Raw genomic sequence first — 25485 nt, 5'->3', positions numbered from 1 at the left:
ATCAGCGTGCATGAAGCATGCGTGCATGAAAAGGAGGGCGGAGCATGATTTCGCTAAAACTCAATGCGGCGGGCATGGTGCTCGCGCAAGGGCCAGCCGTGCGGCTTGACGGCAAACTGATACGCAAAGTGGCGGGGCTGGCGCTGGTTGCGGGTGGCTATGGCGTGCTCGCCGCGCAGCTCTGGCAGTACGTGTCTGGCGCTTAGCCGCTCGCGCTGCTTGAGCCGCAGAGAGCCGCGCTGAGCGGCCCGGGCGGTGTCAGGTTGCGCGAGGGGTGCTGTCTTTCTACGGTAAACTGGCGCGCGTTCGACCGGGCTGCACGGGTTAGGGGTACTGGCATGTAAGCGCATGCAACCCGGGGGCATGCCAGCTAGTCCGCATCACTCTTTAATGGAGTCGTCATGGCAAAAAATAACGAAGCTGTACTGCACGTCAACATCGGTATTAGCGACGCAGACCGCAAGAAGATCGCAGAAGGCCTGTCACATCTTCTCGCTGACACCTACACGCTGTATCTGAAAACCCATAATTTTCACTGGAACGTAACGGGCCCGATGTTCAACACGCTGCATCTGATGTTCGAGACGCAGTATGTGGAGCTCTCGGATGCGGTTGACCAGATTGCGGAGCGTATTCGTGCGCTGGGCGTGGCTGCACCAGGTAGCTACAAGGAATTTGCCCGGTTGTCGTCGATTCCGGAGGCTGAAGGTGTGCCGGCTGCAGAAGACATGATCCGGCAACTGGTGGAAGGGCAGGAATCGGTTGTGCGCACCGCACGCCAGATTTTCCCGGTGGTTGACGCGGCCCACGACGAACCCACCGCCGATTTGCTGACGCAGCGTATGCAAACGCATGAAAAAACCGCGTGGATGCTGCGCTCGATGCTGGCCTGACCGGTTGCGCGGGTTTCTGCCGGAATGCGTCGCGTCAGGCACATCGGCAGAGGCCTGCGCTGATTGCCGCAAGCCGGTACTGAAGCGCAGGTCAAAGTCAAAGCAACGTCAAAGCCGCTGCTAAGCTACTCAAGCACAAGTGACAGAAAAGCTGCCCACCACAAATGTGGTGGGGTTTTTTTGTGCCGTGGCGGCTTATGCAATAAGACAGATAGCAGGCGGAGCGCATTGACGCGCTCGTAATCTCTTAAAATAGCCGCACTGTTTTTTCTTCAGCCCTCCTCCGCCGACCTATCCCGCTCCCCCGTTATGTTCGCCCGACTCCCGCTGTATTTGCGTCTTGTGCGTATGGACAAGCCAATTGGCAGCCTGCTGCTTTTATGGCCGACGCTCAATGCGCTATGGATTGCTTCGCATGGCCGCCCGCCGCTTTCGCTGCTGGTGATTTTCGCGTTGGGCACCGTGCTGATGCGCTCGGCTGGGTGCGCGATCAATGATTACGCGGACCGCGATTTTGACCGTCACGTCAAACGCACGGCCGACCGGCCGCTGACCTCGGGCAAGATTCACGCATGGGAAGCCGTTGCGCTGGCACTCGGGCTCGCGTTGCTTTCGTTCCTGCTGATCCTGCCGCTGAATGAGCTGACCAAAATGTTGTCGGTTGCCGCGCTTTTCGTCGCGGGTTCGTACCCATTCACCAAACGGTTTCTGGCCATTCCTCAAGCCTGGCTTGGGGTCGCATTTGGTTTTGGCATTCCAATGGCCTTTGCCGCGGTGCAAAACCAGGTGCCGCTGCTCGCGTGGGTGATGCTGCTGGCCAATGTATTTTGGGCAGTGGCCTATGACACCGAGTACGCGATGGTGGATCGTGACGACGACATCAAGCTTGGTATCCGGACGTCGGCACTGACGTTCGGCCGCTTTGATGTGCTGGCCGTGATGCTGTGTTATGCCGCGACGTTAGGGATCTATGCGGGCATTGGCGTGTATCTGGCGTTTGGCGCGCTTTACTGGCTGGGCTGGGCGGCGGCGCTGGGATGCGCTGCCTGGCACTACAAGCTGATTTACCGGCGCGAGCGCATGGCCTGTTTTGCCGCGTTTCGCCATAACAACTGGCTGGGCGGTGTGCTTTTTGCCGGTATCGCCGCGCATTACGCGGCGAGTTTCTGAACGATTGCCCGGGGGCGGCCGGCGGGCTTACTGCTGGCCGAATTCTTCTCCCATTTCTTTGGCCCGGGCATCGGCGGCCAGCGCGCCGCGCACGATAGCGTCTTTGACCCCTTGCGCGTCGAATGCATTGAGCGCCGCCGCCGTGGTGCCGCCCTTTGAGGTGACACGCTCGCGCAGCACGCTGGCTGGCTCGTCGGATTGCGCCGCGAGTTGCGCGGCACCCGTGAAGGTGGCAACGGCCAGTGCACGCCCTTGTGCGTCATCCAGGCCTAGTTGCCGCGCCGCTTCCTGCAACGCCTCGATGAAATAGAACACATAGGCTGGGCCGCTGCCGGAAATTGCCGTCACGGCGTCGATCTGCGCTTCGTCTTTGACCCACACGGTTTGGCCGACTGCGCCCAGCACCTGGGAGGCGAGCTCGCGCCCTGCCTCTTCGACCCCAGCCGTAGCGGCCAGCCCGGTGATGCCCATGCCGATTAGCGCCGGGGTGTTCGGCATTGTGCGAACCACACGGGCATGGCCGTTGAGCCAGCGTGACAGATCGTCAGCGCGAATGCCTGCGACGATGCTGATCACCAGTTGCGAGGCCGAGAGATGCGCGGCGAGCCCAGCGGCGACGTTTTTCACGATCTGCGGTTTCACGGCCAGCACGATGGCATCAAACGACGCCAGCGCCGGACCTGCTTGCGCTGCGGTTTCGATGCCGAATTGTTCGGCACAGCGTTGGCGTGCTTCCGTATTTGGATCAATCGCGTACAGGCTGGCGGGTGCCACGCCGCGTTTGATTAATCCGCCGATGAGTGCGGCAGCCATATTGCCGCTGCCTATAAAAGCAATTTTCATGAAAGCTCCGGGAGGGTCAGTGAGAGTAATCGCGTGCGCCAAAGATCGCTGTACCGATCCGGACGATGGTGGAGCCTTCGAGCACGGCCGCTTCGAGATCGGCCGACATGCCCATAGATAAGGTATCGAGCGCCAGGCCATCGGTGCGGAGTCGTTCAAAGAGTGCGTGTAACTGGTGATGCGGCGCGCGCTGGGCCGCGCTGCTAGACGCTGCCTCGGGAATCGCCATCAGGCCGCGCAGACGCAGCCTGGGCAGCGCGGCTATTTGATGGGCGAGCGCGGCGGCCTGGTCTGGCGTGACGCCGCTTTTTGAGGCTTCACCGCTGACATTCACTTGCAGACACACATTGAGCGGCGCTAAGACGCTGGGCCGTTGTTCCGACAAACGCTGGGCGATTTTCAGGCGCTCGACGGAATGCACCCAATCGAAATGTTCAGCGACCACACGGGTTTTGTTCGACTGCAAGGGCCCGATGAAATGCCATTCGAGTGTGGCGCGCAGATCGGCTAGCGCCTCGATTTTGAGCAGCGCTTCCTGGACGTAGTTTTCACCGAATGCGCGCTGGCCAGCTTCGTATGCAGCGCGGACGGCTTCGGCCGGAAACGTTTTGGATACCGCGAGCAGGGTGACTGAACCGGGTGCCCGCCCGGCAAGCTGGCTAGCTTGAGCGATACGTTGCTGAACGGCATCGAGGTTACGCAGGAGATCGGACATAAGGTAACGGGTGCCACGGGAGCAATGCGGGGAATTATACGGACGCTACCTGTTGCCGCCACCTGGCCGGATGGCCGAGGTGACGCCACTAGTGCGACAGCATATGCTCGACGAGTTCGATCCAGTGAACCACAGGGGTTGCGGTGCCGCTCTGCAAGTGCGTGATGCAACCCACATTGGCTGAGACGATGACTTGCACTTCGTGGGCGTTCAGCCGTTCCAGTTTCTGGTCACGCAGCGCATAAGCCAGCGCCGGTTGCGTCAGCGAGTAAGTTCCGGCTGAGCCGCAGCACTGATGGCTATCGGTGGGCAGGTGCACTTCAACGCCAAGCGCGTCCAGCAGCTGTTCGATCTGTCCACGCAACTGCTGGCCATGTTGCAGCGTGCAGGGCGGATGAAACGCCACCGTGTGGATGGTGCGGCGCTGGCGCAGCATGGCCAGTGCGGCCTCGCTGCCTGAGAGGACTTCAGAAATATCGCGGGTCAGCCCGGTAATGCGCTGGGCTTTGGTCGCATAGGCCGGGTCGTCGCGCAGCAGGTAAGCGTATTCCTTGACGGTGACGCCGCAGCCCGAAGCGTTCATCACGATCGCTTCGACGCCCTGTTCGACGTAAGGCCACCAGGCATCGATGTTCGCGCGGATGTCAGCGAGTGCTTCGTCTGGGTAGCCTAGATGAAGCCGGATCGCGCCGCAGCAGCCAGCTTCTGGCGCAATCAGGGTTTCGATGCCGAGCGCATCCAGCACGCGGGCGGTGGCGATATTGACGTTAGGCATCATCGCCGGCTGGACGCAGCCGGCCAGCATCAGCATCTTGCGCGGGTGCCGGCCGGTGGGCCACACAAGTGGCCGCTGGCGTGACGGCACCTTGTCGCGCAGCTTGCGGGGCAGCAGCGGGCGCAGATGCTGGGCGAGCCGCATGGCGGGCGTGAAGAGCGTGCTATTGGGGATGAAGCTGGCCAGTATCCGGTGCAGCAGCCGTTGCCTGAACGGGCGGGTGATTTTTTCAGCGGCTACCTTGCGGCCGATGTCGATCAGCCGTCCATACTGCACGCCCGAAGGGCAGGTGGTTTCGCAGTTGCGGCAGGTTAGGCAGCGGTCCAGATGCATTTGGGTGCTGCGTGTCACTGGTGCGCCTTCCACCATTTGCCGGATGAGATAGATGCGTCCGCGCGGGCTGTCGAGCTCATCGCCGAGCAACTGGTAGGTCGGGCAAGTGGCTGTGCAAAAGCCGCAATGGACGCATTTGCGCAAGATGGCATCGGCTTCGATGCCATCGGGAGTGTTGCGAATAAAGTCCGCCAGACTGGTTTGCATCGCGCGCTCAGAAGTCGGGGTAGAGGCGGCCGCGATTAAAAATACGCGCCGGGTCGAAAACGCTTTTCAGGCCGCGATGAATCTTCATCAGCGGTGCTGAAAGCGGGGTAAATACGCCAGCCGCCCGGTCGTAGCGGGGGCCGCAACGAAACAGCGTGGCGTGGCCACCTGCTTGTTTCGCGCTCATGCGCACGGTCTGGGCATCGGTATCGGTGATCCACCAGCGCTGGCTGCCACCCCATTCCATTAACTGCGCGCCAGGCAATTGCAGCGGCTCGGTAACGGAGGGCAAGGCCAGACGCCATAGCGCCGCATTGGGCTCGATAAGCGTAAAAAACGGATCGGTTTGTTCACGCAGGCTAATCCAGAACCGCGCGGCTTCGACTGCATCAACGACTTCGCCGCCTAGCGTGGTGCGGGCGGCTTTCACGGCGGCTTCGGCACCGCTCAGGCGGAGCGCGAGCGTGCCATCGCGCCAGGCGCTGGCGCTGATAGGCAATGGCCGGCCGCCCCACTCGTTGAGCTTGCGCACCGCGTCGGTGCCATTCATGTCGAATTTCAGAGTGGTTTCAGCTTTGGCCTGGGGCAGCACCTTGAGTGATAGCGACACAATCAGCCCTAGCGTGCCAAGCGACCCGGCAAGCAGGCGCGAAACGTCATAGCCCGCCACATTTTTCACCACCTGGCCACCGAAATGCAGTGTCTGGCCGTGGCCATTCATAACGGCCGCGCCCAGCACGAAATCGCGTGGTGCGCCTGATGCCTGGCGGCGCGGCCCTGCGAGCCCTGCCGCAATGCAGCCGCCCAGCGTGGCTTGAGTGCCGAAATGCGGCGGCTCGAACGCCAGCATTTGGCCGTGTCCGGCGAGCGTGGCTTCGATTTCGGCAAGGAGTGTGCCGGCCCGCGCGGTGATCACGAGCTCTGCCGGGTCGTAGGCCAGGATGCCATGATGGGCGCGGGTGTCGAGGATCTCACCTTCAAGTGTTTCGCCGTACCAGTCTTTTGTGCCGCCGCCGCGAAAGCGCAGCGCGCGCCCTTCGTGGCTGGCTGAACGGATTTGTTCGGCCCAAACGGCGACAGTCTCATCGTCTTGCATGGTGTCTCGGATTGTTGGTGTTTCGGCCGATTGTAGCTGGCCGCGCCAGGCCAGTAACTCAGCGCAGACCCACAGCCTTCGATATCTGGAGCGGGTTTTGCTGTGCCTGGAGGTGCATTGCTGGCGCTAACGTTCGCGCTAGAACCGTGGCAAATCAGGATGCGGCAACAGGCCGCCGCGCACGTGCATCTTGCCGTATTCGGCGCAGCGCGCACGGCTCGGAATACCTTTGTCCGGGTTGAGCAGGCCGGGCGCATCAAACGCGCGCTTTACTGCATGGAACGCATCGCGTTCTTCTGGCGAAAACTGCACGCACATCGAACGGATTTTTTCGATGCCAACGCCGTGCTCGCCCGTAATGGTGCCGCCCAGTTCGACGCAGCTTTCCAGAATGTCCGCACCGAAGGCTTCTGCGCGGTGCCATTCGTCGAGATCGTTGCCATTGAACAGAATCAGCGGATGCATGTTGCCATCGCCCGCGTGGAACACATTGATGCAGCGCAGCGCATAGCGGGTTTCCATCGCCTCAATGCGCGCCAGCAGCGAGCCAATACTGCGGCGTGGCACTGTGCCATCCATGCAGTAGTAGTCAGGTGCCAGCCGTCCTGCAGCCGGGAAGGCATTTTTACGTCCAGACCAAAACCGCAGCCGTTCGGTTTCGGAGCGTGAAATCTGGATTCGTGTGGCACCGAACTCACGCAGCACGGTGCTCATCCGGATGATTTCGTCGGCCACTTCTTCCGCCGTGCCATCTGATTCGCATAGCAAAATTGCCGAGGCGTCCAGGTCGTACCCCGCGTGAATAAATTCTTCGACGGCGTGTATCGCCGCGCGGTCCATCATCTCCAGCCCTGCAGGAATAATGCCGGCCGCGATGATTCCTGCCACCGCATCGCCGCCCTGGATCACATCGCTGAAACTGGCCATGATGACCTGAGCCGTTTGTGGCCGAGGAATCAGCTTGACGGTGACTTCGGTGACGATGGCAAACATGCCTTCACTGCCAATCAGGACGGCGAGCAGATCGAGCCCCGGCGCATCCGGGGCGAGCGAGCCGAATTCGACGATATCGCCGTCCATCGTGATGGCCCGTACACGCAGCACGTTGTGTACCGTGAGGCCGTATTTCAGGCAATGTACGCCGCCAGAGTTTTCCGCGATGTTGCCGCCGATGGTGCAGGCGATTTGTGATGACGGGTCGGGCGCGTAGTACAGCCCATAAGGTGCGGCGGCTTCAGAGATGGCGAGGTTGCGCACGCCCGGCTGTAGCGTCGCGGTGCGGGCGTAGGAGTCGACGCCGAGGATTTTGCGCAGGCGCGAGAGCGAGACCACGACGCCATGCCTGATTGGCATCGCGCCACCGGACAGCCCTGTGCCCGCGCCGCGCGGCACGATGGGCACTTCAAGCCGGCGGCAAATCTGGACGATGCGCTGAACCTGCGATTCGGTTTCCGGCAGCGCGACGGCCAGCGGCAAGCAGCGGTAGGCGCTCAGACCATCGCAGTCGTAAGCGACGGTGTCTTCTTCGCGGTATAGCAGGCAATGGTTGGGCAGCACCGCCATCAGCGCCTGGACGACTTCGCGCTGACGTTGGAACAACGCATGGGCCGAGAGATCGGCGGGGGCATTCATCGAGGTCTCCTCCTGCATCCGGACGTGCGGCTCAAGCCGCGTGTACTGGCCGGTGGGGCGTGGCTAGGCTGCCCACGAAAAAATCTTGCCGGGGTTCATCAGGTTGTCTGGATCGAGTGCCTGTTTGATGGCGCGCATGGTGGCCACTGCCGCTGGGCCATGTTCTTCCAGCATGAAGCTCATCTTGTGCAGGCCGATGCCGTGCTCGCCCGTGCAGGTGCCGTCCATCTGGATGGCGCGCTGGACGATGCGATGGTTCAGGCGCTCAGCTTCGACGCGTTCCTCAGGAATGTCCGGGTCTATCAGGATGGCCACGTGAAAATTGCCATCACCGACGTGACCGACGATCGGGCAGGGAAGGGTTGACGTCTGCAAATCGGCTTCGGTGTCGGCCACGCATTGCGCCAGCCGGGAAATGGGCACGCAGACATCCGTGGTGACGGCACGGCAGCCAGGCTTGAGTTGCAGCATGGCGAAGTAAGCGCTGTGACGAGCATTCCACAGGCGGCTGCGATCTTCCGGGCGGGTGGCCCATTCGAATCCTTCGCCAGCGTTTTGCGCAGCGATTTCCTGCACCAGTTCGGCTTGCTCTTGCACGCCCGCCTGAGTGCCATGGAATTCAAAGAACAGCGTAGGTGCTTCGCGCAGCGTCAGGTTTGAATGACGGTTGATGGCGCGAATCGCCAGCGCATCGACGAATTCGACCCGGGCCACCGGCACGCCGATCTGAATGGTTTCGATGACGGCGCGCACCGCGTCGCTCATTGAGGGGAAAGTGCAGGCCGCAGCCGAGATCGCCTCGGGTTGCGGATAGAGCCGCAGCGTGATTTCGGTGATGATGCCCAGCGTGCCTTCCGAGCCGACGAAAAGCCGCGTCAGGTCGTAGCCCGCCGATGATTTGCGTGCGCGGGTGCCGGTTTTGATGAGTGTGCCGTCAGCAAGCACCGCACTTAAGCCCAGCACGTTTTCGCGCATGGTGCCGTAGCGCACGGCATTGGTGCCCGAGGCGCGTGTTGCGGTCATGCCGCCGATGCTGGCATCCGCGCCTGGATCAATGGGGAAGAACAGGCCGGTATCACGTAGTGCTTCGTTGAGCTGCTTGCGTGAGATGCCGGGTTCGACGGTAACAGTGAGGTCTTCGGCATTGATCGACAACACCTGGTTCATTTCTGAGAGATCAATCGAGACGCCACCTTGCACGGCCAGCAAGTGCCCTTCTAGCGACGAGCCGCTGCCATACGCAATGATGGGCACGGCATGCTGGCCGCACAGTTTGACGACGGTTTGCACTTCAGCCGTGTTGTGGGCGAATACGACGGCATCGGGCAGTTGCGGCTCGAAGGGCGATTCGTCGCGGCCATGATGGGCGCGCACCGCTTGTGCGGTTGATACGCGTTCACCGAACGCGGCTTGAAGCTGGGTGAAGAGTTCAGCGGGGAAAGGACGGCGTGTGGATACGGGCGGCGCAAAGTGATTCACGCAGTTCTCCTGATGGCGCAGTGTGATTAGCACGTGGGTGTGAAGTGTCGGCCATTTTACGCCGATCCCTTGCTGGACGAAGGTGTCAGCGGGCCCAAACCTATAATGGCGGCGGCTTTTCTGTGCCTTGGCCGGGTTGTTTGCCTGTTGCGCGTTTGTGCTTTGCGCTGAAAGACGCGAAGAAGCTGGAACGGGCGGCGATGGGGCATCACTGAAGCATCACAGAGTATCTGGCGCTATTTGATAGGCGAGCCCGGGCAACCCGGGGCAACCATAACCGACGTAATACAGACATGGAGACATCATGGGCAACCGCTTGAGCAAGATTTCGACTCGCACCGGTGACGATGGCACGACCGGCTTGGGCGATGGCCGCCGCGTGCGTAAAGACAGCACGCGCATTACGGCGATAGGCGATGTTGATGAGTTGAACTCGCACATTGGCGTGCTGCTGTGTGAAGCGATGCCAGACGATGTGCGCGCCGCGTTGATTGCTGTGCAGCACGACCTGTTCGATCTGGGCGGTGAATTGTGTATTCCGGGCCATACGATGCTGGGGCTGCCACATCTGGCACGTCTTGACGGCTGGCTGGCCGATTACAACGCGACGCTGCCCGCGCTAAAAGAATTTATTTTGCCAGGCGGCTCGCGCGCCGCCGCGCTCGCTCATGTCTGCCGGACCGTATGCCGCAGGGCTGAACGCACGATTGTGGCGCTTGAGCAAGCTGAAACACTAAATGCAATGCCGCGCCAGTATGTGAACCGGTTGTCCGATTTGCTGTTTGTGCTGGCGCGGGTGTTGAACCGGAGTAGTGGGGGCCACGACGTGCTATGGCACCACGAACGTTCGGTGAAATAAGTGTCGGGCATGCCGATGAATTCAGGCGTGCATGCACTTAGCCGACGGTCAGCGTGACGGGTTTGCCGATCCGGCTGAGCATTTGGACGAGGGTGTCGATGGTGAATTTGGTGGTTTTCTTGTTCACGATGTCGGAGACGCGGGGACGAGACACGATCAGAATCTCTGCGGCTTCAGACTGCTTCAGATGGTGTTGCTCGATCCAACTGGTGAGCTCGGTCATCAGTTGCTCTTTCAGGACGCGAGTGTCGTTGATCTGTTTTTGCGATGCGGCGTGGAGGCGGGCGGCTTCTTCCGGAGAGAAGCCGAGTTCGAGGAAAAGATTGGCACCGGGTTTGGTGACGTGACGGATCTGAGTGTCGATGGTCATGACTATCCTTTGAAGTGGTTGATGATTGCGCGATAACGCGCTTCGGCAATGTCTTTGTCCTGCTTGCTGGTGGTTTGGGTTTTTTTCTGAAAGCAGTGCAGGACATACACTGCTTCCACAAATTTGGCGACGTAGATGACCCGGAAGATGCCGGGGCTTTCACGGATGCGAATTTCGCGGGTGCCGGGGCCCGCAGCATGAAAAGGTTTCCAGTCGTCGGGATCGAGACCAGCCTGAATCTTGCTGAGCTGGAAGCCTGCTTCACGGCGCGGTTCGTCGGGAAATGCGAGTAGGTCACGGTAGCTGGAGCCCAGCCAGCGAACTTCTTTTTCATGGTCCATAAACACCTGCATGTACAAAATGGTATACGCGTATTCGGATGTGGTCAAGTCTCCTGATACGTCCTTGAGGTGGTCTGACGACGCTGCCTCATGCCATCAAAGGTACTGGGGGGCTTGCAGGTGCGCTATTCGGCTGGCTGGCTATAGCGATGGATTCCGAAATAAATTGCCCCCCAGAAATCAGGACGGATGTCCAGCTTCTGGGGGGCATTCGATTCAGCGGTTCAGGTGCGTCGCGCCTGGTCTTCAGGCAGACGTTCAAACAATGGCTGGCGCGGGCTAGTTACCGCCAGAGGCGCGCATGCGCCGTTGCTTGACCGCCTGAGCCAGGTCTTCCAGTACCTTCACGCTTTCATCCCAGCCGATGCAGGCGTCGGTGATGCTCTGGCCGTAGGTCAGCGGGCTGTCTTCCTGCAAGTCCTGGCGGCCTTCCACCAGATGAGACTCGATCATGACGCCGACAATGCGGCTGTCGCCGCCTGCGATCTGGCGGCCAAGATCGGCGCAAACAGGGATCTGGTTCTGGTGTTTTTTAGAACTATTCGCGTGGCTGGCATCGACCATCAGGCGAGCCGCGAGCCCGGCTTTGCTGATGTCGGCGCAAGCGGCGTCAACACTGTCGGCATCGTAGTTGGGCGTTTTGCCGCCGCGCAGGATGATGTGACAGTCTTCATTGCCCGCCGTCGAGACGATGGCTGAATGGCCACCCTTTGTGACGGAAAGAAAATGATGAGGCTGGGATGCGGCTTTGATTGCATCGACGGCGATCTTGACGTTGCCATCCGTGCCGTTTTTGAAGCCGACCGGGCAGGACAAGCCTGAGGCGAGTTCGCGGTGTACCTGCGATTCGGTGGTGCGGGCACCGATCGCGCCCCACGAAATCAGATCCGCGATGTATTGCGGGCTAATCATGTCGAGATATTCGGTACCGGCTGGCAGGCCTAGTTCGTTGATACGCAGCAGCAACTCACGGGCGGTGCGCAGGCCGTCGTTGATCTTGAAGCTGTTGTCGAGGTGCGGATCGTTAATCAGGCCTTTCCAGCCCACGGTGGTCCGGGGTTTTTCGAAATACACCCGCATCACGATTTCGAGCTCACCGGCAAAACGCTTGCGTTGTTCAACGAGCTTGTGGGCGTATTCGAGCGCGGCTTTGGTGTCGTGAATCGAGCAGGGGCCGATGATGACGATCAGCCGGTCTTCCATCCCATGCAGAATGCGGTGCATGGCTTCGCGCGAATGGTAGATCAGGTCGGAGACGGTCTCATTGCAGGCAAATTCACGGATCAGATGGGCCGGTGGGGTCAGTTCTTTCAGTTCTCGAATACGGACGTCGTCGGTGTTATGCGGGGGCATGTCGTTCTCCTGGAAGCAGATTTAGCAGGTTCGCACTGGCCCGGAAAGCGGTGGGGCGGAGCGGACAAAATGCAGATGGCGGTAAAGGGTCGTGAGCGAGTGCTGCGCTGGACGAAAAAAAACCGCCAGACAGGCTGGCGGTTTTTCGAAAATGTGGGTGTTTGATACGCGCTAACACCTCTCTCGATCCGCCAGCGGCAAGAGATGCCAGAAAAAATAAAAATAAAATTTGGCGGACATGGTGGCGGTTGGTAAGCGTAATGGCTGGCACAAACAAGATGAGTGGCTTTATAACCTGCGCAGGCTTGTCTTGCAAGGCTGCGCAGGTAAATATGCGGATTATCCGCAAAAATTGGTCTGATTTTGCTGAAATTGTGAGGTTCTTGGCGGATCAGGCGGTGCCGCCAACGGTCATTTTGTCGATGCGCAAGGTGGGCTGGCCCACGCCGACCGGCACGCTTTGCCCTTCCTTGCCGCACACGCCGACACCGCTATCGAGTGCCATGTCATTGCCGATCATGCTGACGTACTTGAGCGACTCCGGCCCACTGCCGATCAGCGTTGCGCCCTTGACCGGGTAAGTGATCTTGCCGTTTTCGATCATGTAAGCCTCGGATGCCGAGAACACGAACTTGCCGTTCGTAATATCCACCTGCCCCCCCCGAAGTTCACCGCATACAGTCCGTTTTTGACCGAAGCGAGGATTTCTTGCGGGTCTTTGTCGCCGTTCAGCATGTAGGTGTTGGTCATGCGTGGCATGGGCAGCGCGGCATAGGATTCGCGGCGCGCGTTGCCGGTGACCGGCATTTTCATCAGGCGGGCGTTGAGCGTGTCCTGGATATAGCCTTTCAGGATGCCGTCTTCAATCAGTGTGGTGCATTGCGTCGGATTGCCTTCGTCGTCGATGTTCAACGAGCCGCGCCGGTTTGGCAGTGTGCCGTCATCCACCACGGTGACGCCTTTAGCCGCGACTCGTTCACCAATTTGCCCAGCAAATGCTGAAGACCCCTTACGGTTGAAATCGCCTTCCAGGCCGTGGCCAATCGCCTCGTGCAGCAGCACGCCAGGCCAGCCTGGCCCGAGCACGACCGTCATCGCACCAGCGGGTGCCGGACGGGCATCGAGGTTGACCAGTGCCGCATGCACGGCGTCGTCGACATAGCGTGACAGCACTTCGTCCGTGAAGTAGCCGTAATCGAAACGTCCGCCGCCGCCGCCGCTGCCGATTTCGCGGCGGCCATTGTGTTCGGCGATCACGGTGACCGAGACCCGCACCAGCGGGCGGATATCGGCTGCCAGCGCGCCATCGCTGCGCGCAACCAGCACCACGTCGTATTCGCCAGCGAGACCTGCCATGACCTGAGTGATGCGTGGATCACGGCCACGCGCCATTTGTTCAATGCGCTCGAGCAACTTGACCTTGGCGGTGGCGTCGAGCGAATGCAGCGGGTCGGATGGCAGATACAGGTCGCGTCCGGCAATTCCTTTGAGTGCGCTGGCAACCTTGATTTTTTGTCTGCCGCCGCCTGCGCGGGCAATGGAACGCGTGGCGAGGGCTGCCTGATGAATGGCTTCAGGGGATAGATCATCTGAATAAGCAAACGCGGTCCGGTCGCCGGATACCGCGCGCACGCCAACGCCCTGGTCAATGCTGAAGCTGCCTGATTTGACGATGCCTTCTTCGAGGCTCCAGGCCTCGCTGCGGGTGGTCTGGAAGTACAGGTCCGCGTAATCGACCCGATGCGTGAAGATGTCGGCGAGTGTGCGCAGCAGCAGCGCTTCGTCGAGGCCGTAGGGCGTGAGTAACACGTCTTTGGCGGTTGCGAGATTTCGGATGCCGGGTTCGATGAGATTCATGCGCAGTAGTGTTGTGTCAATTCAGGATTGGGAGTGGGGCGGCGTTTGCCGGTACATGGGTGTGGCACGCGAGGCTTTCAATACCGGTGTTTGTTAGGTAGGGCTGCATCGGGGGCCGCATTGGAGGCTGTATGGCGGTTGCAGTGGCATCAGTCCAGCACTCGGTGACGCCAGGCGGGCAGGCTTTGCCGGACTTCGCTGATGCGCGCCAGCTCAAGCTCGCCGCTGACCACCCCTGCGCCCTCGGCGCGCACCGCCAGAATTTGGCCCCATGGGTCGATCAGCATGCTGTGCCCCCAGGTGCGGCGGCCATTTTCGTGCTTGCCGCCTTGTGCGGCGGCCAGCACGTAACACTGGTTTTCGATGGCGCGGGCGCGTAGCAGGGTTTCCCAGTGCGCGCGGCCAGTGGTGTGCGTGAAGGCCGATGGCACGACGATCAGCGCGCAGTCGCCCATACGCCGGTACTGCTCGGGAAAGCGCAGATCGTAGCAGACCGATAGCCCGACTCGGCCAAACGGGGCATCGAAGGTCTGGATTGCATGGCCAGGGCTGATCGTGCGGGCTTCATCAAACGATTCATCCCCTTTTTCAAAGCTGAACAGGTGAATTTTGTCGTACCGGACGACTTCGTTGCCCTGCGGGTCGAAAACCAGCGTGCTGTTGAGTACACGTGAGGTGTCGGGGGCGGTGAGCGGCAAGGTGCCGCCAATGATCCAGAGCTTGTGACGCTGCGCGGCATCAGCGAGAAAACGTTGAATTGGGCCGTCGCGCCAGGTTTCACGCAACGCGAGCTTGTCGCTTTCGTGCTGCCCCATGAAACAGAAATATTCGGGCAGCAGCACCAGTTGCGCGCCTGCGGCGGCAGCTTCGGCGATCAGGTGCCCGGCATCTGCCAGATTGCGTTCGAGATCGGGGGTGCTCACCATTTGCAGCGCGGCCACGCGGCAGGTTGGGCTGAGGAGCGCTGAGGGGAGGGGCGCAGTGGCGTGTGAGTCGCTCATGAGTGGGCGGAAGACTCCGGGCGAAAAGGTGGCAAGAGAATGGCACCAAGGTCACAAAAAAGCACGCGAGCCGCGCGGAATATGAGGCCTGGGATGCGGGATGCGGCACAACCAGAAAAAGCCAGCAAGGCTGTCGAGAGAGGCGGGAGCGGCGTGTTGCCAAGCCTTTTACTCCGCCTCTGTGGCCGTTGCTGGCATGCGGCTCATCTTACCGTGATCGCCGTGGACCCGCTCAATGTGCGGTTTCGACCACGAGCCGGTAATCGCGTAGTTCTGGGCGAAGGCCACAGCAATAGATTGCGTCAGCGCCAGATCGGCCGCTAGCGCGCCCAGGCCAAGCAGAGGGTTAATGACCGTCACGGCTACCACGGCGGCCCCTGCGCTTAGCGTCGGCACGATATGGGCCCGCAGGTCCTGGGTTTCGTGCGCGAGGTCGACTGAACCTTGCAGGTCAGCGCGAGCGGGGGCCGTCACCAATTCGAAATCGTCAGTGCGGCCGACGCCGTTGCGAATGGTGCCGGTGCCCGATACGTGTTCAAACGGCAGGCCTTCGCCGATCACGTCGCGGAAGCTGAGCGTGCTCAGCAAGCGCGTGAGGCTTTGCAGGCTCAGCACGCCCAGTAGTTTGGCCACGCCAGGGTCGACCTTGAGAATTTCACCGTGACGCAAGTCGAGCGCCAGATGGCCTCCAAGGCTCGGGTAATCGACCGTGGTCGGCCCGCCGCGCCAGCCGACCTTGCCCGTCAGCGTGCCGGCTCCGGCCTTGATGGTGTGCGGCAGTCCGGCTTGCTGTAACAGCGAGCCAGCGTCCTTGATATCGAGTTTGAAATCGAATACTGAGCGCCGTGGCGTGTCCTCGTCGATCTGCTTGCCGAAGCGGCGCGCAGTGCGCCAGTTGCCGGTGGCGCTTAGCTGGGCGGCGGGGTTGATGATTTCGAGCGAATCCAGACGCCAGATCGGCACGCCGTCTTCCTCGACGTTGTGCGCGTCCACGCGCAGCTGGCCGACGGGGCGGTCGCGCACGATCAGCTCGTTGACCACCAGATCAATCGACGGCATGTTCTGCGCGGGCGCGGCGATAGCCTGGCCCAGCAGGTCGTTCTCGCTGGCTGACGGAATCACCAGCCGCGCGAAGCGCGCCTGGAGCGTGCCGGGCGAATTCTGCTGGGCACCTGGCAGCCATGCGACGTGTCCTGACACCTGGTTCGAAACGATATTGGCTTGCCATTTGTCTTCGGAGCGCGATGCGCCAATGACCACGCTGTCCCAGTGGCGCTTGAGCAAGGTCAGGTTGCCGATGTGGATGGCGAACTGGTTCGGCAAGAACGGTGTGAGCGTGCTGCTGCTGAAATTCGACGCGGAGAATGCCGCAGACTTTGGCCCGGCCGTGGCGCTGGCGGGGCGGATCTCGGCGGCGAGCGTGCGCCAGGCGTCGGCATCGAGCGTGCTGATATCGGCCGTGGCGGTGACGCCAGCCGCGGGTAGCTCGACCGGCCGGTTCAGGCCAATCGCCCCGCTTACCACGCTGAATGGTGCTTGTGCTGCTGCTGTGCGCCGCAGCAGGTACGACGCGGTGAGCGGGCCGAAGGTTAAATCTGCGCGGTGCAGGCGGGTGTCTGCGCCCGCTGAACTTGCGGTGCCCGCTATGGTGGATGCAGCGGATGCGGCAGGCTGGAACGCAAGGCGCAGTGGCATCGGTGTGCCCGCGGGTTTGTTGAAGGGGGCTGGGAAGGCCAGTGCCAAACCGGTGAGATCGGCTTGGGCATTGACGACAGGCAGGCCGCCTCGGGCACCGCTCAGGCTGAGGCGATAGGGCGCGTTGCCGCGCACATGCTTGAGCAGTTGGGCCGCTGGGGGATAAAGCTCAAGACGCTGAGCGGCATCAAGCGCCATCTGCCCTGAGACGTCAAACGCGTAATGGCCGTTTTCCTGTAGATCTCCGCTGGCGCGCACCTCACCGCCCATGAAGCGGCCGCGCAGTTGCTCAGCATGCGCGGTGTGGCTGCTGAAATGCAGCACGCCATTCAGTTGCGATAGTGGCGGCATGCCATTCAGCGTGAGCTGGTTACGTTCAAACGCCAGCGAGCCTTCCACTGCCGGATGGGGGTGAGGTGTGTGCGGCACAGTCAGTTTGAGCTTGAGCGTAGCCGGACCCTCCGCGTGCAGACGGTTGCTGACGTGCCGCGTCATGCCGCCAAGCGCGCTTTGATCGACGTAATCCAGCATGTCGGCCAGCGGGCCATTGGCCGCGCCGGAGATGATGAAGCTCGACGTCAGTGAGCCTAAATCGTCGATTCCGCCCTTGACCCCGCTGAATACCACCCGCCGGTAATGACCGCGGCTGACATCGAGCCGCAGCAGGTTCTGCTGCAGCGTGAAGGTGCCGTCGATGCCCTCCAGCGCGGGCCAGAGATTCGGCGTGCCGTCCTTCATCTTCTGCGGCGGATAGGGCGACGGATCGAACTTGCCGCCACGGAACGGTGCACTGATCTGGAATACGCCCGTTTTCGGCTCATGGGTATACGGGAATTTGTCCAGATTGCCGCGCACTTCAATCGTCGCGCCGTGTGAGACCCCCGCCTGCAGGCCGTGGCCGAGATACTGCCGCAGATGCTCGCTGATGCTGGTTGGCAAATAACGCACGATGCGCTTGACCTGGGCACGCTCGAAACGCGCTTTCAAGTCGAGTGAGCCACGTCCATGACCGGGATTGCTGTAGCTGGCGCTGAGCGTCGCGGCGGCATCCGGGTTGGCCACGCTGAAGGTTGGCACGCTGAGCGTGAATGCCTTGTGCGGCTGGCCTGTTGCGGTGGGGCCGATGGTCCATTGGGCGCGGCCTTGCAGCCGGTCGAAGCTTAGATGAGGGTCGTCGAATACCCCCGGCAGCGTGAGCGCACCTTGTGCCGTATCGAGCGCGACGGCGCCATGGGTTTCGTCGGCGTCGATGGTGCCCCACAGGTTTTCGAAGCCAGGCAGCCCGGCGCGGGGGTGGTTATGTGCGGTCAGCCCCGGTGGTGGTTCTTGAGCGGCCATGCTGATCCCCTGGAGATCCGCCTTGAGCCGGTAATGCAGCAGGGCTTCGGTGTCGCCGCTGGTTACATGCTCACCGGTGGCATTGCCGGAGTCGGGTGCGGCACGTTCAACGGACATCACGTAATTGGCCACCAGCCCGCGTGGATCGAAGCGCACCAGTTCGTTCAGAAAACGCTGCGGTAGCGGCAGCGCGCGGCTGAATTCAGCGAGGATGCCTAGATCGACGCGGTCGCCGTTGACGCTCAGCAGCAGGCCGTGTTGCTGCGCCGCGGCGCGGTAGCGCCCGGTAAACGTATTGAGCGCCAGGGTGCGGGTGAGGGGCGTGCCATCTGCCAGCGGTGCTTGTCCGAGTTCGGCGCGCAGACGGTGCAACTGCAAGGTGTAGTCGTTGGGCTCGATGGCGAGCGCCCAGCGAAAGCGTGCGGCTGGCACGTTCAGGCGTGGTTGGGTCGCGCGCACGCGCAAGGCGATTTCAGCGCCGCTCAGCTTGCCGCTGGCTGAGGTTAGACGGCCATCGGCAAAGTCGAACCAGATGGTGTTGTCGACCCGCCCGGCAAAAATCTCGATCGGCAGCTTGACCCGTTGCGCCAGCGCCGGCAGATCGACCGGGCCGGTTGCCATATAGGCTTCGCCACGCCAGTTGCCGGGTTTGCCGGTAGCCGCGAGGCGCGCATGACTAAAGCGCACGCGAAAATCCAGCGGGCCATGCAGCAAGGTGCCATCGGGTGATACCTGGAGCGCGAGCCGGTGGTCCGTGCCGTCGTTCAGGACCGCCAGACGGAGGTCGCGGAGCGTCAGTTCGGGTGCTGCATGCCGTGCGTCGCGCCAGCGCAGCGTGCCGCCACGCAGCACGATTGCTTGCTGACGCAGCAGCCAGGTGGTGAAGGCGTTGTCGTTGCTGTGGGCACCTTGCATCGGCACGCCTGCGACCGACAGCGTGCCGTCGCTGGCACGAGCTATCAGCAGATCGGGTTGATCGACGATCAGGCTGGAAAGCAGCGGAGTGAAGTGCCAGAGCGACTTCCATGACAGCGTCGCGCTGGCATGCGGAATGCGTAGCCCGACTTGCCCGTTGCGCTCGCGGATGGTGAGCTCGGTGAGCTCAAGGCCAGGCTGGAAACCACTCCAGCGTGGGGTGAGCCGGCCGATGGTGACTTGCGCATGGAGTTTGTCCGAGACGATGGCCTCGATGCGCGGGCGCAATGCGTCGATGCGTGGCAGGACGCCGTAGCGCAGCCCCAGAAAAAGTCCGGCAGCGAGGAAATAAAGCAGGATAGCGAAGCACAGTGCCAGCCGAAGCGTATGGCGTAGTAGCGCGTGGTCGCCAGGGCGGCTGCGCTGCGGATTCTGGGCAGGAGGCGGGTCGGCGGAGGGGGTTCGCTCGGACATGCGGCGGCGCGAATGGGTGTGGTAGTTTTGCGGTTTAGCGGTGGAATGTAACACATGGCTTCCCCGCTCCTGCCGCTCGGCAGAGCCCTTGCTGGGCCTTGGTACAAGCCTTGCTCCGGCTCATGCAACAGCAATTCAGACACCCTCCCGCGCCCTCTCCCGCGACCCATCCAGCCTCCCTTCCGAGCCCGACTTTCGATGACTGACCACACCCTTTTGAGTGCCCGCTATTCGCAGTACGCCCAGCGTGCGCTGACTGCCCGCCCGGCACTGGCTGAACAGATTGCTGCCCTTGCGGCAGAGCCCCTGACACGGGAGCGTCTTGAAGCCCGCTTCGACGCGTTGTGCGAGGCGCTGGGTGGAGCATCAGGGGCAGCGCTGGGTGAAGAGCGCTTGAAAAAAGCACTGCGCCAATGGCGCACGGAAGTGTTTTGCGCGGTGATGGAGCGCGATCTGGCTGGCACTGCCGATGTCGCGGAAGTCACTGGCACGATGACTGATCTGGCCGAAATTGCGCTCCAGCGCGCGCTGGCCGTGCTGTCGGCTGAACTGGAGGTGCTGTATGGCGAGCCGCGCGGGCCCCAGGGGGAAAAGCTGGTGCTAGGGGTGGTTGGCATGGGCAAGCTGGGCGGGCGCGAACTGAATGTGTCGTCCGATATCGACTTGATCTTTATCTATGAAGATGACGGCGACACCACCGGTGGCCAGCGCGCGGCGCTTCCGGTGCAGGAATATTTCACCCGGCTGGGCAAGCGTCTGATTGGCGTGCTGGCGGAACTGAGCGCCGATGGTTATGTGTTTCGCGTTGATATGCGGCTGCGGCCCAACGGCGATGCGGGGCCATTGGTTTGCAGCCTCGGCATGCTCGAAGAGTATTTCTACGTGCAGGGCCGCGAGTGGGAGCGTTACGCGTGGATCAAGGGCCGGCTGGTGTCAGAGCCCACCAGTGCGGCCGCACAGCGGCTCGCGCAGCAGCTTGAGGCCATCGTGACGCCGTTCGTTTACCGCCGTTACCTCGATTTCGGCGTGATTGATGCGATTCGCGCGCTGCATGTGCAGATTCGTCAGGAAGCCCAGCGCCGCGCGTCAATGCGTCCTGACAAAGCCGATGACATCAAGCTGGGCCGGGGCGGTATCCGCGAAATCGAATTCAGCGCGCAGGTGTTTCAACTGATCCGCGGCGGGCAGGACGCGGGTTTTCGTGTGAAGCCGACGTTAGCGGTGCTACAGCATGCGGCAGACCAGGCGCTGATCGACCCAGCGGTGTGCGCCACGCTGACACAGGCCTATCGCTTCTTGCGCCGCCTGGAGCACCGCTTGCAATACCGCAACGACGCACAAACCCACGCGATGCCGGTCGATGCTGAAGAGCGGGCCTGTCTGGCACGGGTCATGGGGTTCGACAGCTACCCGGCGCTGATGGCGCAACTTGATCTTTACCGCGAGCAGGTGGAACACCAGTTCGACCAGATTTTTGCCGACAAGGTGAATGGCCAGAACGGCTGCGGCGTGCCGGACGATAGCCCCGCCGCGTGGCTCTGGAGCAGCGCGCTCGACGACGACAGCGCCGACGACGCGTTGCACGCGCAGTTGCAGGCGCTTGGGATTGAGCAACCCGGCGCGTTGCTGGCGCGCTTGCGCGGGGTGTGGCAATCGGCACGTTATGCCGGGCTGGCAGAGCGCAGCCGCCAACGTTTCGACTGCGTGGCGCAACGCGCACTGGAAGCCGCACGCACGCTGGAGCCGCGTGAGCGGCGCGGCGACGTGGTGGCGCGCTGCTTTGACCTGCTCGAAGCGGTGAGCCGGCGCGGCGCTTATCTGGCGTTGTTGACCGAATACCCAGTGGCGCTGCATCGCGTGCTGTCCGTGCTGGGTGCCTCGCGCTGGGCTGCGGGCTACTTGATTCGCCATCCGCAATTGCTGGATGAACTGCTGGATGACGAGGCCATTGCCAGCCCGTTCGACTGGACTGAATTCAGGGCATCGCTGCGGCGCAGGCTGGCTGCAACGGACGGCGTTGAGCAGCAGATGGACCTGCTGCGGCATGCACATCACGCCGAGGTATTCCGCATCCTGCTGATTGATCTGGCCGGCAAGTTAAGCGTGGAGCACGTGAGCGACCAGCTTTCCGCGCTGGCTGATGCGGTGCTGGACGTGACGCTCGAAGCAGTCTGGCATCACTTCGCCAAACGGCACCGCGACGTGCCGCGTTTTGCCGTGATTGCATACGGCAAATTGGGGGGCAAGGAGCTAGGCTACGCGTCGGATCTCGACCTGATTTTTCTGTACGACGATGCTGACGAAGCCGCCGCCGAGGCTTATGCGCTGTTCACCCGGCGGCTGATTACCTGGCTCACGACGGCAACCGGGGCTGGCTCGCTGTTCGACATCGATTTGCGTTTGCGGCCGAACGGCGAATCGGGCTTGCTGGTGACGGATCTGGACGCGTTTCGCCGCTACCAGCTACGCGAAGGCGATGCCGCGAACACGGCTTGGGTCTGGGAGCACCAGGCGTTGTCACGAGCCCGCTACTGCGCGGGCGACGCACAGATCGGCGCGAAATTCGAAACGATCCGCGAGCAGGTGCTGACGATGCCACGCGAAGCTGCCGCGCTGGCGCGCGACATCGTGGAGATGCGGGCCAAGGTAGCCGCAGGGCATCCGAACCGCAGCGCGTTATTTGATTTGAAACACGACCGCGGCGGCATGGTCGATATCGAGTTCACGGTGCAGTACTGGGTGCTGCTGCACGCCGCGCAAGCGCCCGAACTGATTAGCAATACCGGCAACATCACGCTGCTGCGCAAGATGTCGCGGCTTGGGTTGATGAGCGAGGCGGAAGCTGACGAAGTGGGGGCGGCGTACCGGACCTATCGGCGCTTGCAGCACAAGCTGCGGCTGGACGGCATGGAGACCGCGCGAGTGGACCCCGCGAGCGTTGCTACCGAGCGCGCGGCGGTGCTGCGCTTGTGGGAACGGGTGTTTGGCTAGTGGCGGGAGGCGCACGGCGGCGCGGTGAGCGGGGCGTCTTGCTTGCGATTTCGGCGGTAACGCGTGGAGGGTGTAGGTGCGCGGCGGAGGGAGAGCGGCGGCATGGCAGAGCGCGTAGTACGGCAACGGCAGTAGGGCAACAGCAACAGCGCAACAGCAACAGCAACAGCAACAGCAACAGCAACAGCAACAGCAACAGCAACAGCAACAGCAACAGCAACAGCAACAGCAACAGCAACAGCAACAGCAACAGCAACAGCAACAGCAACAGCAACAGCACGCGCAGGTGGCACAGATAGCGCTTCAGCACCGCTGGCTGTCCTTGCTGTGCTGCTTTGTCGGCCGCATGAGCGTTACACCATTCGCGGATGCCTCTCTGGTTTAGTTTTAGTTACCCGCAAACACCGCCGCCTGAGACCATCTCAGGCTGTTGCACCATGCCAGCGCATACCACCTCTACGCCGCCAGCATTTCTTTCGCGTGTTTGCGTGTCGTCGCGGTAATAGCCAGCCCGCCGAGCATGCGCGCTACTTCTTCAACCCGGCTGGCCCGGTCGAGCGGCGTGACGGTGCTGAGCGTGCCGTTCGCGCCGTCGGAAGCCTTGGTCACCTGGAAGTGATGGTTGCCACGTGCCGCGACCTGCGGCAAATGTGTGACGCACAGCACCTGGCGCTCGTGTCCAAGCTGATGCAACAAGCGGCCGACGACTTCCGCGACGCCGCCGCCAATGCCGGTATCCACCTCATCGAAGATCAGCGTCGACGTTGGGCTGGCGGCGCTAGCGATGACGGCCAGCGCGAGGCTGATACGCGCCAGCTCTCCACCTGAGGCAACCTTGGCGAGGGGCCGCAGCGGCACCCCGGCGTGGCCCGCCACGCGGAATTCAATTTGCTCCAGGCCATACGCGCTGCCTTCTGGCTGAGGTACGAGCGCAATCTCAAAGCACCCGCCCGCCATCGAAAGATCCTGCATCCCGGCACTGACTGCCGCGCCTAATGTCGCGGCTGCCTGCGCGCGCGCCTGCGACAACTGTTTGCCTTGCACGAAATAGGCGTCGCGCGCCTGGGCTTCGAGAGCGAGCAGATGATCGAGATCGGCGGCTGCATCGAGCGCGGCCAGTTGCGCCTGGCGCGCGGCATGCTCTTCGGGCAGCGCATGGGGTTGAAGGCGGAATTTGCGGGCCGCCGAATGCAGCGCCTCCAGACGTGTTTCAGCCCGGGCGAGTTGCTGGGGATCGAGTTCGAGCCGTTGCGCGTAATGGCTTAGCGAGTAAGCCGCTTCCTGCAACTGGATTTCGGCGGGCTCAAGCGCCGCCAGCGCGTCATTGAGCGCTGGATCAATGCTGGCCAGCGCGCGTAGTTTCGAGGTGACGGCGGCGAGTTGCGTCAACATCGCCGCGTCTGATTCGGACAGGATGCTGAGCGCGTCCTGAACGCCGTCAATCAGACTCGCGGAGTGAGACAGCCGCCGGTGCTCGCTATTGATTTCTTCCCATTCACCCGGCTGGGGCGCGAGCTTGTCGAGCTCCGCCAGTTGCCAGGCGAGCCGCTCGCGTTCGAGTTGCAGCTCGCGCTCACGCACACGCGCCTGCTCGATTGCCTGCGTGGCTTCGCGCCAGTTGCGCCAGGCGCGGTTGACCTCAGCCGCTGAGGCCAGCAGGCCCGCATGGGTATCGAATAACTCCCGCTGCGCCTCTGGGCGCATCAGCAGTTGGTGGGCGTGCTGCCCGTGTATTTCCACCAGCATTTCGCCCAGCGTGCGTAACTGCGTGAGGGTGGCCGCTGTGCCGTTGATAAACGCCCGCGAGCGGCCATGCGTGTCGATCACCCGGCGCAGCATCACCGTACTGACGGGCGGATCGGTTTCAGCGGCACGTGGTGTCTGATTGAGCGCCAGGTCGTCGAGCCAGCGTTCCACTTGCGCATGGGTGTCGAATTCGGCGCTGATGTCGGCGCGTGTCTGCCCGGTGCGAACCACGCTGGCGTCAGCGCGCGCGCCGAGCGTCAGGGCTAGCGCATCAATCAGAATCGACTTGCCCGCGCCGGTTTCGCCGGAAAAAACCGAAAAGCCAGTGTCGAATTCGAGATCGAGCGTAGCCACGATCACAAAGTCGCGTATCGAGAGATGACGAAGCATGGGACGTGAGTTCGCTTAAAGAGCCAAGGGGACAAAAAGACAAAAGGATGCAGCGCGGGTGACGGTTTAAGACGCGGGATCGTCTTCGTGCGATGGGTATTCGTTCCAGTGCAGTTTTTTGCGCAGCGTTGCGTAATAGCTGTAGCCGACTGGATGTAAAAACGGCACGGTATGCCGCGAGCGGAGCACTTCGATGGTGTCGTTGAGTTCGAGCGCGGTGAACGACTGCATGTCGAAATTCACGTTGACGTCACGCCCCGCAATGATCTGGATGCTGACCCTGGAGTTGTCCGGCAGCACGATGGGCCGGTTCGACAGCGCATGCGGTGCGATAGGCACCAGCACCAGCCCCTGAAGCTGTGGATGCAGGATCGGCCCGGATGACGACAGCGCATACGCGGTTGACCCTGTAGGCGTGGCGACAATCAGGCCATCGGAGCGCTGGTTGTACATGAAGCGGTTATCGACCGACACCCGTAACTCCGCCATACCGGAAAAACCACTGCGGTTGACCACCACGTCATTGAATGCGAGCGCCTGATAAATCACCTGGTTGCCGCGCATGATGCGAGCTTCGAGCAGCATGCGTTCTTCACGCTCGAAGCTGCCGCTGAGCATCTGCGGCACGATCTCGTGCATATCTGAGACGGGGATGTCGGTGATAAAACCGAGCCGGCCATGGTTGATGCCAATCAGCGGGGTTTTATACGGCGCGAGCTGGCGGCCGATACCGAGCATCGTGCCGTCGCCGCCCAGCACCACGGCCACGTCGGCCTGTGCGCCGATCTCGGCGGGGTGTAACGCGGGATAGCCTGAGACACCGATTTCGCGGGCAGTTTCGGCTTCGAATACGACGTCGAAGCCGCGTCTGGCGATACATGTGGCAAGCGCGATAAGTGGCTCGCCGATGCCCGGCGTATTACTGCGCCCGACAAGCGCCACGGTTTTGAACTGGCTGGAAACTTGCATTGCGGCATTACACCATAGGTAAGGTCTGAAAAGAACCGGGAAC

Annotated in this window: 19 protein-coding genes and 1 pseudogene; 5 read left to right on the top strand and 15 right to left on the bottom strand. The window is 61.9% G+C overall.

Annotated features, from left to right (window positions below):
* Positions 1-44: 44 nt before the first annotated feature.
* From GH656_RS12120 to ubiA, 3 genes are all read left to right on the top strand, one after another.
* Positions 45-206 (top strand): hypothetical protein, encoded by a 162-nt coding sequence (locus GH656_RS12120; protein WP_153076163.1) that lies wholly within the window; start codon positions 45-47, stop codon positions 204-206.
* A gap of 195 nt (positions 207-401) precedes the next feature.
* Complete coding sequence (locus tag GH656_RS12115) at positions 402-893, top strand: Dps family protein (RefSeq protein ID WP_153076162.1); 492 nt, start codon at positions 402-404, stop codon at positions 891-893.
* A 309-nt stretch (positions 894-1202) separates the two neighbouring features.
* Positions 1203-2063, top strand: coding sequence for a 4-hydroxybenzoate octaprenyltransferase (ubiA, locus tag GH656_RS12110; protein WP_153076161.1), 861 nt, complete (start codon positions 1203-1205; stop codon positions 2061-2063).
* A 27-nt stretch (positions 2064-2090) separates the two neighbouring features.
* Here the strand turns inward: ubiA and proC are convergent, their stop codons facing one another.
* From proC to GH656_RS12080, 6 genes are all read right to left on the bottom strand, one after another.
* Positions 2091-2906 (bottom strand): pyrroline-5-carboxylate reductase, encoded by an 816-nt coding sequence (gene proC / locus GH656_RS12105; RefSeq protein ID WP_153076160.1) that lies wholly within the window; start codon positions 2904-2906, stop codon positions 2091-2093.
* Positions 2907-2922: 16 nt separating this feature from the next.
* Positions 2923-3621, bottom strand: a complete 699-nt coding sequence (locus GH656_RS12100; protein WP_153076159.1) for a YggS family pyridoxal phosphate-dependent enzyme — start codon at positions 3619-3621, stop codon at positions 2923-2925.
* 88 nt (positions 3622-3709) lie between these two features.
* On the bottom strand, positions 3710-4936 hold the full coding sequence (glcF, locus tag GH656_RS12095) for a glycolate oxidase subunit GlcF (RefSeq protein WP_153076158.1): 1227 nt from the start codon (positions 4934-4936) through the stop codon (positions 3710-3712).
* A 7-nt stretch (positions 4937-4943) separates the two neighbouring features.
* Entirely contained in the window at positions 4944-6032 is a 1089-nt protein-coding gene (glcE, locus tag GH656_RS12090) for a glycolate oxidase subunit GlcE (protein ID WP_153076157.1), read from the bottom strand.
* A gap of 138 nt (positions 6033-6170) precedes the next feature.
* Entirely contained in the window at positions 6171-7664 is a 1494-nt protein-coding gene (locus GH656_RS12085) for an FAD-linked oxidase C-terminal domain-containing protein (protein WP_153076156.1), read from the bottom strand.
* Positions 7665-7727: 63 nt separating this feature from the next.
* Positions 7728-9143: an FAD-binding oxidoreductase gene (locus tag GH656_RS12080; protein WP_153076155.1), complete on the bottom strand. Its 1416-nt coding sequence runs from the start codon at positions 9141-9143 to the stop codon at positions 7728-7730.
* A gap of 304 nt (positions 9144-9447) precedes the next feature.
* Here GH656_RS12080 and GH656_RS12075 point away from each other — a divergent pair, with 304 nt between their 5' ends.
* Entirely contained in the window at positions 9448-10002 is a 555-nt protein-coding gene (locus GH656_RS12075; protein ID WP_153076154.1) for a cob(I)yrinic acid a,c-diamide adenosyltransferase, read from the top strand.
* Positions 10003-10039: 37 nt separating this feature from the next.
* On the opposite strand, the gene GH656_RS12070 is transcribed toward GH656_RS12075, so the two are convergent.
* The 6 genes and pseudogenes from GH656_RS12070 to GH656_RS12045 all read right to left on the bottom strand — a co-directional run bounded on the left by GH656_RS12070 (position 10040) and on the right by GH656_RS12045 (position 19346).
* On the bottom strand, positions 10040-10372 hold the full coding sequence (locus tag GH656_RS12070; protein WP_153076153.1) for a helix-turn-helix domain-containing protein: 333 nt from the start codon (positions 10370-10372) through the stop codon (positions 10040-10042).
* A gap of 2 nt (positions 10373-10374) precedes the next feature.
* A complete protein-coding gene (locus tag GH656_RS12065; protein WP_153076663.1) occupies positions 10375-10713 on the bottom strand; it encodes a type II toxin-antitoxin system RelE/ParE family toxin in 339 nt (112 codons plus the stop codon).
* Positions 10714-10992: 279 nt separating this feature from the next.
* Positions 10993-12066 carry a 3-deoxy-7-phosphoheptulonate synthase AroG gene (aroG, locus tag GH656_RS12060; RefSeq protein WP_153076152.1) on the bottom strand — a complete coding sequence of 358 codons (1074 nt, stop codon included), beginning with the start codon at positions 12064-12066 and terminating at the stop codon, positions 10993-10995.
* 391 nt (positions 12067-12457) lie between these two features.
* Positions 12458-13923 (bottom strand): annotated as a pseudogene (gene tldD / locus GH656_RS12055) (metalloprotease TldD).
* Positions 13924-14072: 149 nt separating this feature from the next.
* The gene (locus GH656_RS12050) at positions 14073-14924 is read right to left on the bottom strand and encodes a carbon-nitrogen hydrolase family protein (RefSeq protein ID WP_153076151.1); all 852 of its coding nucleotides are present in this window, start codon (positions 14922-14924) and stop codon (positions 14073-14075) included.
* 168 nt (positions 14925-15092) lie between these two features.
* Complete coding sequence (locus GH656_RS12045) at positions 15093-19346, bottom strand: YhdP family protein (RefSeq protein ID WP_153076150.1); 4254 nt, start codon at positions 19344-19346, stop codon at positions 15093-15095.
* Between the two features lie 198 nt (positions 19347-19544).
* Here GH656_RS12045 and glnE point away from each other — a divergent pair, with 198 nt between their 5' ends.
* Entirely contained in the window at positions 19545-22337 is a 2793-nt protein-coding gene (glnE, locus tag GH656_RS12040; protein ID WP_153076149.1) for a bifunctional [glutamate--ammonia ligase]-adenylyl-L-tyrosine phosphorylase/[glutamate--ammonia-ligase] adenylyltransferase, read from the top strand.
* Here glnE and GH656_RS17785 read toward each other — a convergent pair.
* The 3 genes from GH656_RS17785 to GH656_RS12030 all read right to left on the bottom strand — a co-directional run bounded on the left by GH656_RS17785 (position 22288) and on the right by GH656_RS12030 (position 25442).
* Entirely contained in the window at positions 22288-22647 is a 360-nt protein-coding gene (locus GH656_RS17785; RefSeq protein WP_174769662.1) for a hypothetical protein, read from the bottom strand. The genes glnE and GH656_RS17785 overlap by 50 nt on opposite strands.
* A gap of 146 nt (positions 22648-22793) precedes the next feature.
* Entirely contained in the window at positions 22794-24473 is a 1680-nt protein-coding gene (gene recN, locus GH656_RS12035; RefSeq protein ID WP_153076148.1) for a DNA repair protein RecN, read from the bottom strand.
* A gap of 66 nt (positions 24474-24539) precedes the next feature.
* Positions 24540-25442: an NAD kinase gene (locus GH656_RS12030; RefSeq protein ID WP_153076147.1), complete on the bottom strand. Its 903-nt coding sequence runs from the start codon at positions 25440-25442 to the stop codon at positions 24540-24542.
* Positions 25443-25485 lie beyond the last annotated feature (43 nt).

This window comes from Paraburkholderia bonniea (genome assembly GCF_009455625.1).
Classification (GTDB): domain Bacteria; phylum Pseudomonadota; class Gammaproteobacteria; order Burkholderiales; family Burkholderiaceae; genus Paraburkholderia; species Paraburkholderia bonniea.
This window is presented reverse-complemented; position numbering and strand designations above follow the sequence as displayed.

What these genes read in the sequence shown, in the direction of transcription:
- GH656_RS12120 (WP_153076163.1), top strand. Translation starts at nt 45, where the DNA reads ATGATTTCGCTAAAACTCAATGCGGCGGGCATGGTGCTCGCGCAAGGG.
- GH656_RS12115 (WP_153076162.1), top strand. Translation starts at nt 402, where the DNA reads ATGGCAAAAAATAACGAAGCTGTACTGCACGTCAACATCGGTATTAGC.
- ubiA (WP_153076161.1), top strand. Translation starts at nt 1,203, where the DNA reads ATGTTCGCCCGACTCCCGCTGTATTTGCGTCTTGTGCGTATGGACAAG.
- proC (WP_153076160.1), bottom strand. Translation starts at nt 2,906, where the DNA reads ATGAAAATTGCTTTTATAGGCAGCGGCAATATGGCTGCCGCACTCATC.
- GH656_RS12100 (WP_153076159.1), bottom strand. Translation starts at nt 3,621, where the DNA reads ATGTCCGATCTCCTGCGTAACCTCGATGCCGTTCAGCAACGTATCGCT.
- glcF (WP_153076158.1), bottom strand. Translation starts at nt 4,936, where the DNA reads ATGCAAACCAGTCTGGCGGACTTTATTCGCAACACTCCCGATGGCATC.
- glcE (WP_153076157.1), bottom strand. Translation starts at nt 6,032, where the DNA reads ATGCAAGACGATGAGACTGTCGCCGTTTGGGCCGAACAAATCCGTTCA.
- GH656_RS12085 (WP_153076156.1), bottom strand. Translation starts at nt 7,664, where the DNA reads ATGAATGCCCCCGCCGATCTCTCGGCCCATGCGTTGTTCCAACGTCAG.
- GH656_RS12075 (WP_153076154.1), top strand. Translation starts at nt 9,448, where the DNA reads ATGGGCAACCGCTTGAGCAAGATTTCGACTCGCACCGGTGACGATGGC.
- GH656_RS12070 (WP_153076153.1), bottom strand. Translation starts at nt 10,372, where the DNA reads ATGACCATCGACACTCAGATCCGTCACGTCACCAAACCCGGTGCCAAT.
- GH656_RS12065 (WP_153076663.1), bottom strand. Translation starts at nt 10,713, where the DNA reads ATGGACCATGAAAAAGAAGTTCGCTGGCTGGGCTCCAGCTACCGTGAC.
- aroG (WP_153076152.1), bottom strand. Translation starts at nt 12,066, where the DNA reads ATGCCCCCGCATAACACCGACGACGTCCGTATTCGAGAACTGAAAGAA.
- GH656_RS12050 (WP_153076151.1), bottom strand. Translation starts at nt 14,924, where the DNA reads ATGAGCGACTCACACGCCACTGCGCCCCTCCCCTCAGCGCTCCTCAGC.
- GH656_RS12045 (WP_153076150.1), bottom strand. Translation starts at nt 19,346, where the DNA reads ATGTCCGAGCGAACCCCCTCCGCCGACCCGCCTCCTGCCCAGAATCCG.
- glnE (WP_153076149.1), top strand. Translation starts at nt 19,545, where the DNA reads ATGACTGACCACACCCTTTTGAGTGCCCGCTATTCGCAGTACGCCCAG.
- recN (WP_153076148.1), bottom strand. Translation starts at nt 24,473, where the DNA reads ATGCTTCGTCATCTCTCGATACGCGACTTTGTGATCGTGGCTACGCTC.
- GH656_RS12030 (WP_153076147.1), bottom strand. Translation starts at nt 25,442, where the DNA reads ATGCAAGTTTCCAGCCAGTTCAAAACCGTGGCGCTTGTCGGGCGCAGT.